General features: G+C 59.4%; 11 protein-coding genes. 7 read left to right on the forward strand and 4 right to left on the reverse strand.

Annotated features, from left to right (window positions below):
- The first annotated feature begins 134 nt into the window (after nucleotides 1–134).
- The 4 genes from RBB49_RS02335 (at nucleotide 135) to RBB49_RS02350 (ending at nucleotide 4,726) form a co-directional block, all read left to right on the forward strand.
- On the forward strand, nucleotides 135–1,736 hold the full coding sequence (locus tag RBB49_RS02335; RefSeq protein WP_306141048.1) for an ABC transporter substrate-binding protein: 1,602 nt from the start codon (nucleotides 135–137) through the stop codon (nucleotides 1,734–1,736).
- A 97-nt stretch (nucleotides 1,737–1,833) separates the two neighbouring features.
- Nucleotides 1,834–3,309, forward strand: a complete 1,476-nt coding sequence (locus RBB49_RS02340; protein ID WP_306141049.1) for a M81 family metallopeptidase — start codon at nucleotides 1,834–1,836, stop codon at nucleotides 3,307–3,309.
- Between the two features lie 100 nt (nucleotides 3,310–3,409).
- On the forward strand, nucleotides 3,410–4,024 hold the full coding sequence (locus RBB49_RS02345; RefSeq protein ID WP_306141050.1) for a LysE family translocator: 615 nt from the start codon (nucleotides 3,410–3,412) through the stop codon (nucleotides 4,022–4,024).
- Nucleotides 4,025–4,087: 63 nt separating this feature from the next.
- Nucleotides 4,088–4,726, forward strand: coding sequence for a 2-hydroxychromene-2-carboxylate isomerase (locus tag RBB49_RS02350; RefSeq protein WP_306141051.1), 639 nt, complete (start codon nucleotides 4,088–4,090; stop codon nucleotides 4,724–4,726).
- Nucleotides 4,727–4,738: 12 nt separating this feature from the next.
- Here RBB49_RS02350 and RBB49_RS02355 read toward each other — a convergent pair whose 3' ends face one another.
- The 3 genes from RBB49_RS02355 to RBB49_RS02365 are packed head-to-tail and all read right to left on the reverse strand — an operon-like array spanning nucleotide 4,739 to nucleotide 6,820.
- Complete coding sequence (locus tag RBB49_RS02355) at nucleotides 4,739–5,932, reverse strand: RNA polymerase sigma factor (RefSeq protein WP_306141052.1); 1,194 nt, start codon at nucleotides 5,930–5,932, stop codon at nucleotides 4,739–4,741.
- Nucleotides 5,929–6,282 (reverse strand): YciI family protein, encoded by a 354-nt coding sequence (locus RBB49_RS02360; RefSeq protein ID WP_306141053.1) that lies wholly within the window; start codon nucleotides 6,280–6,282, stop codon nucleotides 5,929–5,931. The genes RBB49_RS02355 and RBB49_RS02360 overlap by 4 nt, the downstream gene beginning before the upstream one ends.
- 28 nt (nucleotides 6,283–6,310) lie before the next feature.
- The gene (locus RBB49_RS02365; protein ID WP_306141054.1) at nucleotides 6,311–6,820 is read right to left on the reverse strand and encodes an SRPBCC family protein; all 510 of its coding nucleotides are present in this window, start codon (nucleotides 6,818–6,820) and stop codon (nucleotides 6,311–6,313) included.
- Nucleotides 6,821–7,015: 195 nt separating this feature from the next.
- Here RBB49_RS02365 and RBB49_RS02370 point away from each other — a divergent pair, with 195 nt between their 5' ends.
- Both RBB49_RS02370 and RBB49_RS02375 read left to right on the forward strand, forming a co-directional pair.
- Nucleotides 7,016–7,888 (forward strand): NUDIX domain-containing protein, encoded by an 873-nt coding sequence (locus RBB49_RS02370; protein ID WP_306141055.1) that lies wholly within the window; start codon nucleotides 7,016–7,018, stop codon nucleotides 7,886–7,888.
- A gap of 383 nt (nucleotides 7,889–8,271) precedes the next feature.
- Entirely contained in the window at nucleotides 8,272–10,059 is a 1,788-nt protein-coding gene (locus tag RBB49_RS02375; protein ID WP_306141056.1) for an HTTM domain-containing protein, read from the forward strand.
- A gap of 53 nt (nucleotides 10,060–10,112) precedes the next feature.
- Here RBB49_RS02375 and RBB49_RS02380 read toward each other — a convergent pair whose 3' ends face one another.
- Entirely contained in the window at nucleotides 10,113–10,817 is a 705-nt protein-coding gene (locus RBB49_RS02380; protein ID WP_306141057.1) for a glutathione binding-like protein, read from the reverse strand.
- A 166-nt stretch (nucleotides 10,818–10,983) separates the two neighbouring features.
- Between RBB49_RS02380 and RBB49_RS02385 the strand changes: the two genes are divergently transcribed.
- Nucleotides 10,984–11,196, forward strand: coding sequence for a SlyX family protein (locus RBB49_RS02385; protein WP_306141058.1), 213 nt, complete (start codon nucleotides 10,984–10,986; stop codon nucleotides 11,194–11,196).
- Nucleotides 11,197–11,643 lie beyond the last annotated feature (447 nt).

Consider the following 11,643-nt stretch of genomic DNA (forward strand, 5'->3'; position numbering starts at 1 on the left):
TCCGCTCCGGTGTATCGGCATCCCTTAAGAGCTTAAAGTAGCTCATACTTGCATAAAAGTGCGAAATTGCGTCCACCGAGCACCAAACCGATTGTCGAGCCAATTCAGAACGGCTCACCAGTTGGAGGATGACGATGAACAAGCAGGACTTTCTGCGCACCATGGAGCATCGCCTGATGTCGCGCAGCATCGATCGGCGTCAATTCATGCGGGGCGTTCTTGCGACCGGCCTGACCGTGGCTGCGGCAAGCGCCTGGGCGGACCGGGTCGAAGCAGCGACACCGAAGAAAGGCGGCTCTTTGACGGCGGGTCTCGGGCACGGTGCCACGAGCGACACGCTTGATCCGGGCCTGCTCGCGGCAGGTTTTCTCATTCCGCTTGGAATTGCCATGAACGGCTACCTGACGGAGATCGACCCCAACAATGAGGTTCAGCCATCGCTGGCGGAGGGCTGGGAGGTTTCGGGCGACGCCTCGGTCTGGCGGTTCAAACTGCGCAACGGCGCGGAATTCCACAACGGCAAAACCGTGACACCGGGAGACGTGGTCGCGTCGATCAACCACCACCGCGGTGAAAAGACAACGTCGGCCGCCGCGCCGCTGATGGCCGGCGTCAAGAACATCCGGGTCGATGGCAGTGACGTTGTCGTGTTCGAACTCGAGGCCGGCAACGCCGACTTCCCGGCAGCCCTCAGCGATTATCATATCGCGATCATGCCGGCGGTGGACGGCAAGATGGACTGGCAGTCCGGTATCGGCAGCGGCGCGTACCGGCTCGACGAATTCGACCCCGGTGTCGCGGCGCAGCTCTCCAGACACGCCAACCACTGGACCGATGCGGCCGGGCATGTCGATGAATGGCGTCTGCTGGTGCTTCTCGACACGAACGCGCGCATGACGGCAGCGCTCACCGGCGATGTCGACGTCGCCGACAAGATCGATGTCAAAACGGCAGGACGTCTTGCCGGAAATCCCAATCTCAATGTGCACTCGGTCGCAGGGACACAGCATTACAGCTTCCCGATGCTGACCAACAGGGCTCCGTTTGACGACAACAACGTTCGCCAGGCGATCAAATGGGGCATCGACCGCGAGGAACTTCTTGAAAAAATCCTCTTCGGATACGGCTCGGTCGGCAACGATCATCCCATCGGATCGGGTCAGAAATACTTCAATTCCGAGCTGGAACAGAAATCCCTTGATCCTGACAAGGCAAAGTACTTCCTGAAGCAGGCGGGTCTGAGCAGTCTCGATGTAGAGCTGTCGGCCTCGGACGCCGCCTTCCCCGGGGCCATCGACGCCGCGCTGCTGATCCAGAATTCGGCTGCGAATTGCGGTATCAACGTGAAGGTCGTGAGGGAACCCAATGACGGGTACTGGTCGGATGTCTGGCTCAAGAAGCCGTGGTGCGCGAGCTACTGGGCCGGCCGGCCGGTGGAGGACCTGATGTTTTCTCTGGCTTTCAAGTCCGGCGTCTCCTGGAACGAGTCGCTCTGGTCACACGAGAAGTTCGATGCGCTTCTGACCGAGGCGCGGGCAACACTCGATACGGAAAAACGCCGCGACATGTATTGGGAAATGCAGGATATTGTTTCCAATCAGGGCGGAGTCGCCATTCCGATGTTTGCTTCTTACGTCTTTGCGACACGGCCGTCGGTCGGCACACCGGATGTCATGGGATCAAACCTCGATCTCGATGGCAGCAGCTTCATGCAGCGCTGGTGGAAAGAAGGCTAAGTGGTGAGATGAACCGCACCGGTCCGGTCAGGCCGGCGCGGTTGAAAGCTCCTGAGCCGGTGCCAAGGACGGACACACAAACCAAGGTCCTGCAACGATGAAACTCTTCATGGCCACCCTGTCGACCGAGACGAATACCTTTTCGCCGATGCCAACAGGATTGTCCGGTTTCAAGGAATATTATCTGCGGCACGGCACGGCGACGCAGGAACCGCCGAACCTGATGACGGAGGCCCTGCATGTCTGGCGCGCCCGGGCAGAGCAATTCGGCTGGGAGGTGGTGGAAAGTCTCGCGGCGATCGCCGAACCCGCCGGACCGACAACATCCGACTGCTATCGGAGTTTACGCGACGAAATCCTAGCGGACTTGCGCAAGGCGGGCGATATCGACGTTGTTCTGCTGCAGTTGCATGGCGCCATGGTGGCAGAGGGTTGCGACGATTGCGAAGGTGACATTCTGGAACGTGTCCGCTCGATCTGCCCCGATGCGGTCATCGGCACCGCGCTGGACCAGCATTGCCACCTGACGGAACGGATGCTGGCAAACTGTGACCTGATCGTCTGTTTCAAGGAATATCCGCATGACGACGCGTCTGCACGTGCCGAAGAACTCTTCGAACTGGCGCGGCGGACCCGGTCCGGAGACATCCGGCCCGTGATGCGTGCGTTCGATTGCCGGATGATCAATCTTTATCTGACAAAGACCGGCAAGATGCGTGACTTCGTACAGCACATGCGCGATCTGGAGAACCGGGCCGGCATTCTTTCCGTCTCCCTCGCGCACGGGTTCCCCTGGGCCGATGTCGAAGACGTCGGCACGAGGACGCTGGTTGTTGCTGACAACAACCCCCTGCTCGCACAGAAAACGGCAGAGACACTCGGCCGGACTTTTTTCGATTTGCGGTATGAGGTCACGAGCACGTTTTCAGCGCTCGAGGACGCCTTGTGCGAAGCAGCGGCTGCAACGAGCGGACCGGTTGTTCTCGCCGATATGGGAGACAATTCGGGCGGTGGTGCCCCCGGGGATTCAACCTTTGTGCTGCACGCCCTGATGAAGAGGAACCTTTCAAATGTTGCAAGCGGAATTTACTGGGACCCGGTTGCCGTCCGGATTTGCCGGGACGCCGGGATCGGCGCTTCCATCAAGCTAAGACTGGGCGGCAAGACAGGCACGGATTCAGGTCAGCCGATCGACCTCAGCGGTCAGGTCATGAACATTCAAAGCGATCTCGGCCAGCATCTGGGCCTCGGGCTCGAACCGCTCGGAACCGTGGTCTGGCTGCGTACCGGCGATGAGGTCGACATCCTGATCAACAATCTCAGAACGCAGGTGTATCACCCGGAAGCGTTCGAACAGCTCGGTATCGATTTGGCGGACAAGTCGATCGTCGTGGTCAAATCGCTGTTTCATTTCTACGCGCCCTTCGAAAAAATCGCGTCGCGGATCATCCAGATGGCAACAGCCGGGGGAACCTCCCCTGAATTCAGAAACCTTCCGCTGACCAAAAGGCAGGACGCCTATTGGCCCCGAGTGGACAACCCGTTTGAGGAACGCGTGCGCACATCCGCATGACACGCCAGACACGGTGCTGGATCCATTCCTGAACCTGCAGGCTGCTCAGATCCAGCCGGTCCTTCATTGCGCACAGTACACGTTCTGTTAGAACAGTGTCATGGATCCTGCTTCCCTTCTTCTACTGGCATCCGCGACGGCAGTGCTCGTCATGATACCAGGCCCCAATGTGGCGCTTTTTATCGCGAACACGCTGGCACACGGCCCGCGTTACGGCTGTGCGACCGTTGTCGGCACCACGATAGGCGTGGGCGTTCAACTGGTGATCGTCGTGCTCGGCTATTCCGCCCTGCTGCAATTTGCAGCCAGCACACTCGTCTGGCTGAAATGGGCAGGCGTCGTCTACCTGATCTACCTCGGTATCCGCGCCTGGCGCCAGGGAATGGATGATGCGGGACAGGTGCAGGCGACAGGCGGCACCCTGACCGGATTGTTCTTTCAGGGACTGTTCCTTGCGATTGCCAATCCGAAGACGCTGGTGTTCATCGCGGCCTTCCTGCCCCAGTTCACCGGAGAAGTTCCGACTGCAGCGCACCTGACAGCCGCCGCCTCCGTTTATTTGACCATCGTCTTTTTCGGCGATCTTCTGTGGGTGGCGGCGGCGAACATCTCGCGGCCCCTGGTGCTGCAACTCGGGCGCCTCCGCCACAGGCTGACCGGTGCGCTCTTCATCGGCGCAGGCGTCGGACTCGCGCTGGCGCGCGCCGAACGCTGACACACACTTTCAAACAAAACGCTCCCGCACAGACCTTTTCAAAGCAGATCGAGAAAGCGCGTCATGTCCGTCATCGAATATGTTTATTCCGCTCATTCCGCATTCGCCTATCTCGGCTCCGCCGAAATCCAGCGTATCTGCCGGGATCACGATGCTGTTCTGGTCCACAAACCTGTCCTCTTGTCGCCAGTGGTCGAGGCTCAGCGCAGTCCTGCCTTCCGCAAACGTACACAGGAGCATGTCGACTATTTCTTCGGCCGCGAGATCGAGCGGTGGGCGGAATACCGCTCCGTTCCAATCATCAATCACCGGCCAAGCCAGCATGATGCCGACTACAGCGTTGCATCGGGCATGATCATTGCCCTGGGCGAAACAGGACTCCAAACCGACAGGATGGCGCACCGGCTGATGGAGGCGCACTGGCGCGAAGACGTCGACCTGTCGGACGAGACAGCGCTGAAAACCATAGCGCAGGAACTGGGGCTCGACCCAGAGACCCATCTGGAAAGGGCGGCCTCGCGGGAAGTCCAGGACAAGCTTCAGGCGAACACGACATGGGCCGTCTCGAAGGCGCTGTTCGGATCACCAACCTATATCGTCGACGGCGACCCTTTTTACGGGCAGGATCATTTGCATTTGGTGGAACGCGCACTTGAGACACCGTTCAAGCCGAATAACTGGTCCAATCCAAACGTTGAGTGAGGCGCACCGACCCTATTGCAGTTCAGCCAACCGGGCGCGCAGGAGATTGATCGTCGGCAGATCAGTCGCAAGGGACATTGCCTTTTCATAACAGCGGGACGCTGTCTCGCGATTGCCCAGCCCAGCATTGAGGTCCGCCCGTGCTGCCCAAAGCGGTTGAAACCCGGTTCCGGTCTGCGCCTCGGCGATATCAAGCGCCCCCAATCCCGCCGCCGGTCCATGCAATCTGCCGGTGACGACGGCCTGGGCAACCAGCCCGCCGGCGGACGGTGCCAGCTGCTGAAGCGCAAAATAGAGCTTGTTCAGGGCCTGCCAGTCGGTCTGACCGGTCTCCTTGCGCGCGACATGTATGGATTCAATGGCCGCTTCGATCTGGAACCTGCCAACCGCCGATTTGCCGTAGGCCCGGGTCAGCTGCCGTTTGCCGTAGGCGATGAGATCGTCGCGCCAAAGCGAGACGTCCTGTTCCCCGGTCGGAACGAGCGTGCCGCCGATTGTCCGCGCCCCGGCCCTTGCGTGACTGAAGGCGATCAAGGCAGCCAGACCGAGGGCCTCCGGGTTTTCTGTCATCAGCCGGCTCGAGAGATCGGCGAGGTAGAGCGCCTCCTCGCCCAGGTTGTCCACCGGGTCCAGCCAGTCATGGGCGTGAAGAGCATAAAGGGCTTCCAACAGCGAAGCGCTGCGCTCTGTCAGAGCTGTCCCTTCCGGGATTTCAAACGGAATGCCCGCATCCCTGATTTTCGCCTTGGCGCGCACAAGGCGTTTGGCAAGTGCGGCCGGCGAGATCAGGAAAAGCCGTGCTATTGTGCGGGCATCGATGCCGAGGACAGTCTGAAGCATCAGCGGAACATGCAGATCCGACGCGATGGCCGGGTGAGCACATACCAGCAGCAGCGACAGCCGCTGATCAGGCAGCGCATCATTGGCGCTATCATCTTCCGCCATGTCTGGTATCTCGCTTTCGCCCGGAAAGCGCAGCTGTTTCCGCTGCCAGTCGGTCAGCCTGTTACGGGCGGTGGTGAGCAGCCATGCGTCCGGATTGCCGGGTATGCCGCGCAGGGGCCAATGGTCCAGAGCCTTGGCAAAGGCGTCGGCCAGGGCATCTTCAGCCAGTGCGATGTCATGGGTTCGCGCGGACAGGAGCGCCAGCAGACGCCCATAGCTGTCCCGCGCAGCCAGTTCGGCTGCGCGAGCGGGATCTGTCACACCGAGCCCATTGCCGATGCCCTGATCTCGACCTTTCCGGTCTTGGCCGCAGGGCATTTTTCAGCCCAGGCCAAGGCCGCGTCCAGATCCGGGACATCGATGATGAAAAATCCGCCGAGCGTTTCCTTCGTATCGGCAAACGGTCCATCCTGAACTTGACGGCTGCCGCCCTTGAGCGAGAGTGTTGTCGCCGTCTCAACCGGCTGCAGCCAGTCCGTATCCACGAAGACACCCGCCTTCTGCAGCGCTCCGATATAGGCGCCGTAGACTTCCTTCTCGGCGGCCCAGTCCTCAGGTGTCATGCCGGCAAGATCGGCAGGGTCGGTGTAAAGCAGGAATGTGTAACGCATTTTCAAAATCCTCTTTGTCTCAATCTGATCAGGTAGCAGACGCCAGGTTGTCAAGGCCCTGTTCAAAGGTCTTGCCCACCATACCGTCGAGGAAGAGCCCGAACACACGGGCTATCGGATTGAACCCGAGATCCATGTCCATGGTCCAGGTGACCTGGGCACCGCCGGGCAGGCTTTCAGCCGAGATTTCCTGTACCGGTTTGCCCATCGCTCCGAGGTCGATGTCGTAGCGCACGCTGGTTTCCGTCACCACCGCGACAGTCTGCGTACCCTTGCCTTCCTTGCCATCGAAATGGAATCCGGACCCGACGCCCGTGTCCGGTCCGAATGGTTTGATTTTCAACTCCGGATCGGAGGTCAGATAGGGGTTGAACTTTTGAAATCCCAGGTTCGAGGCAGCGAGTTCCAGAATGGTTTCCGGTGATGCGGCAATCCTGGCATGGCGCTCCACATGTACATTCCTGGGCAGCAACAGTGTCCCGGCGCCGAGCAACGCAATCACACCAACACCTCCTGCAAGTATCGTCCAGATCGTCATTTCCATCTCCTGTCCAAGTGTCAAAGGCGACATTGCCTTCATTGACATGACGAACGGAGGGACGCCCGATGGACATTTGCCAAATTTTTTTTGAGCACTGCTGATTTCGGCGGTCATGACACGGCTCAGGTGGCCCGGTAACATCCATGCATGACCGCCGTTGCCCGGAACGAAAGGCCGCTTGAGGAGGCGCGCATGCAAATATTGCTGCTTTGTGCCGGTGCGCGCGACAAGACATGGACCGGGGCAGAGACCGCTTGCCCCCTGCGCACAAAAGGCAAACGGCAGGCACAGAAAATCGGCTGCTGGCTCGGACAGAAAGGCCTGCGTCCGGATGCTGTTCTGAGCGAACCGACAACCCGCGCGCGGGTCACAGCGGAAAAGGCACTGAAGGCGGCCGGCTGGACGGCGCGTGGAATAGAAGCGCCGAAAGACCTGTCCGACGGGCGCCTGCCCTCGTTTTCGGATAAAGACAGGGTGCTCCTCGTCGCTGCCCCGAACCGTATCAAGGCCTTGGCAACCAGTCTGGCGCTTGAGATTGAAACCCGTTCCGGCATGCTTTTGATGGTGGAGGATCGGGACGGCGGCGCGCTTCTGCGCGAACGCGTGGACCCGCGGGATCTGCCGGACCTGTTTCCGTACCCGTCCCCGGACGGACCCGGGCGGCGAGCAAGACCGGCCTACTACTACACGCAATCGGCGATCATTCCGTTTCGCAGAACAGAGGCAGGCCCTGAAATCCTGATCGTGGGGTCCAGCAGCGGGCGCCACTGGGTCGTGCCAAAAGGGATCGTGGAACCCGGTCTCAGCCCGGCAAGATCGGCGATGATCGAAGCCCGGGAAGAGGCTGGCGTGGAAGGCTCAACCGGCGACACACCACTTGGATCTTTCACCTACGAGAAGTGGGGCGCGCCCTGTAACGTTGCCGTCTATGCCATGGAAGTCAGCCGAATTCTGCCGGAAGACGCGTGGGAGGAAAATCACCGGAACCGGCGCTGGGTGACGCGCAACGAAGCTGCCGACCTTCTCAATGAGCCCGCATTCAAGGCGCTTCTTCCGTTGATCTAAAAGACGCCGTGGATCGTCCTTCATGCCCAGTCGAAACGTACGCCTCCGAGATGAAAGACCACCATGCTGACGGCCGTGGCAAGAACGCCCGTGTCTACGGCTTCAAGCCATTCGCCTCTCGAAGCCTTAATATGGACCTGTGCCGCTGTTCCCGGGGACGGCAGTGGTGGCAAAGATCACCGCAATAATTGCAACCGGGACCAACCTGGCAAAGCCACCGCGCGTTCTGGTCCAATTCATTTGTGCTGCTTTAGCGTGCTTCTGTGCAAGTACGCCGTCGCTTCACGCAAAACTCTTAATCCAAATTTTTACGAAACTTCGGTATTTTTTGCGGCGGATCAAGACCCTGGCATGTTCAAACCTGCCCAGAAGCGGTGTGTCTCTTGGCGATTAGACTGGCATCTATCAGAACGATTTTCGGGATAGATCTGCGCACGCTGGCGCTGTTCCGCGTCCTTTTGAGCCTGTGGATCCTGGTCGACCTTTCCATGCGTGCACGCGACCTCGTCGCCCACTACACCGATGCCGGTGTGATGCCGCGAAATGTGCAGATCGAATATCTTTACGCCACCACATGGTCGTTTCATCTGGGCAACGGATCAGCCTGGTTCCAGGCTATGCTGTTCCTCGCGGCCGGACTTGTCGCTCTTGCACTCATGGTGGGCTGGCGCACCCGGTTGATGACCGTGTTGTCGTGGGCGCTGCTGTTGTCGCTGCAAAACAGGAACACCTTTATTCTGTCCGGTGAGGACAATCTGGCGCTGATACTCCTGTTCTGGGCCATGTTTCTGCCCCTTGGGGCGCGCTATTCGATTGATGCCGCCCTGGTACGCAGACCCTATGAGCCCAACCATACCTACTGCACCGTCGCAACGGCAGTCCTGCTGCTGCAGGGCATGTCGATGTATTTCTTCAGCGCGCTTTTGAAGACACACCCCATCTGGACGCATGACGGCTCAGCGGTCTATTACGCGCTCCAACTCGACTACCTTGTCACTCCGTTTGCGCTCTGGTTCCGGCAGTTTGAGGGTCTCCTGACGGGACTGACATTCTACGTCTACGTTCTGGAACTGGTCGGCCCGATCTTGATATTCTCGCCCCTGTTTCACCGGACATTCCGCACGCTCCTGATGCTGGCCTTCATCACCATGCATCTGGGGTTCGCGCTCTTCCTCGAAATCGGCTTCTTCCCGTTCATCTCGATCATCATGAATCTGACCTTCATGCCGGGCTGGATGTGGGACAGGCTCGCGCGCCTTCTGCCTGCCCGCACGGAGCGGCCCGTCGTCATGTGGTTCGATCGCGGCTGCGATTTTTGCGAAAAGACCTGCCAGATCCTGAAGGTGTTTCTGTACCTCCCGGCGACACCCGTCCGGCCCGCGCAGGACGACGCGGAGATCGGGGCCGAACTCGAAGCGCGCAACTCATGGGTCCTGACCGTTGGAGACGATCGCTTTTTCAAGTTCCAAGCGTTGGGCAGGCTAATCGCAATCTCGCCGGTCTTCTGGCCACTCGGGAAGCTTCTGGGGCTTTCCTTCTTCCGCAATCCCGGCGACCGGTTTTATGACTGGGTCGGGCGCAACCGGTCCTTGTTCTCACGCGTGACGTCACTCTTGCTGCCTTGGCGCGAGCGGCGACCGCGTTTCGGTAGTGTCACGCAGGGGCTCGCAGCCGCCGCCTTCGTGTTCGTCACCGTCCAGAACGTATCGACACTCCCGGCAAGCGGAACCACCTTGCCCGCGCAGTTCATCGGCGTGCGCCAGGCACTCGGGCTTTACCAGAACTGGACGATGTTCGCGCCCTATCCCGAGATGACGAGCCCCTGGCCGGTTGTCGAAGGCGAGCTTGCCGACGGAACGATGGTGGATGTTTACAACGGCAAGACAGGCCTTGCCGATTTCGAGAAACCAACAGTTGTCTCGAAAACCTATGCGAACTATCGATGGCGCAAGTTTCTGTCTAACCTCGAGGACCAGTCCTATGAGGACGAACCGCAGGTGCTCGCGCTGAACTACGGCCGTTTTCTTTGCCGCAGCTGGCAGGATGACGCGCCCAGCAAGACCGCGCTTTCCAACTTCGTCCTGTTTTTCCAGGTTGAACGAACTCCGCCTCCTGGCGAAGAAAAAACCGTCGAGACGCGGCAGGTTTGGTCACACGACTGTTTCGGTTGAGAGCGATTGCCGGTCTCCCCGTTAAAACGGAGAGACCTTGCCATGTACCGAAACTAATCCCGGGCCGGAATGTTGATCGCCTTCTGGCTCGCCGGGCGCGCCATGCAGGTGTCGACCCACCGGACAACGTTCTTGAAGTCGTGGTAGCCGACAACGTCCGCCGCCTCATAAAATCCATTGATATTGCGCGCCCAGGGCCAGGACGTGATATCGGCGATGGTGAACTGATCGCCCATGATGAAGTCGCGGCCTTCAAGCTGCCGGTCGAGCACGTTCAGCAGGCGCTTGACCTCGTCGCGATATCTCTCGAACGGGCGGCGGTCTTCATATTCGCGGCCCGCGAACTTGTGAAAGAACCCGAGCTGGCCGGTCATCGGACCGAAACCACCCATCTGCCACATCACCCACTGGATGGCCTCGTATTTTTCACCCGGATCGGACGGGATCAGTTTCCCGGTCTTTTCGGCGAGGTAAATCAGGATCGCGCCGGACTCCCAAAGCGCGAGCGGCTTGCCGCCGGGACCGTCCGGATCGATGATTGCCGGGATCTTGTTGTTGGGATTGAGCGACAGGAATTCCGGCGTAAGCTGATCGTTGGTGCCGAAGTCGACCTTGTGCGGCTCATAGGGCACACCGGTTTCTTCGAGCATGGCCGAAACCTTGATCCCGTTCGGGGTCGGCAGCGAATAGAGCTGCAGCCGTTCCGGGTGCCTGGCGGGCCATTTTTCGGTGATCGGGAAATCGGACAAGGCGGTCATGAAGATCTCTTTCGTTGTGCCCCGGCAGTCAGGCGGGGTCCCTCTGCTCATATAGCACTCGCGAGGCACGATTAAACCCATCGGCATGTTGCGATGAATAAATTTGTTTCCGGAAACGAATTCGACCTGTATCACCGGCTCCCGACAGCAGATGGGGAGATCTTCCATGTCCGAGGACCACGAAGCACGGATCGAGCAACTCGAGATCGACCTGGCGCATGCCGGCCGCACGATCGAGGATCTCAACAACGTTGTCGTGGAACAGGGAAAACAGATCGATCGTCTGACACGCCTTTTGGACAAGATGACCGACCAGGTCGAGGAGCTGGCAGAGCAGGTGCTCCCCGCGCACCATGTCGAGAAGCCGCCGCATTATTGAGGCGAACCCCTGCGCAGCTTATACCAACTCCAACAAAGACCCCACCTGATGGCACTGTTCCTGTATGCCGGCCAGGACGTTCAGTTGACGTGATGTCGTTGGGCAAGCGGAACAATTTCGTCCGATGCAAAATCTGAACACAGAATCGCGTACCGGATTTGTCATCAACTCATGTGCAGACGATTGGTCCCGCCGCAAGAATGAGCCCGATGAGACCGTCTTTGCCAGGCGAGATCCACAGCTGTCCGGCCTGGACCTTACTCTGTTTGCACTGGGCGACAACGGAGGGTGTAGCGTCTCCTCACCGTCATTCCAGACAAGTGAGGCGATGCTGAACGCTGATCCGGAATCCAGAAATCTGCGTGAGCGAAGCGAACTCGAATCCCAATGAATCGATGAACAGCCGCGCCTTCGGCGCGAAATACATCTGGTTTCCGGATCGGCGCG

Origin of the sequence: Roseibium sp. MMSF_3412, assembly GCF_030733265.1 — a bacterium.
GTDB lineage: Bacteria > Pseudomonadota > Alphaproteobacteria > Rhizobiales > Stappiaceae > Roseibium.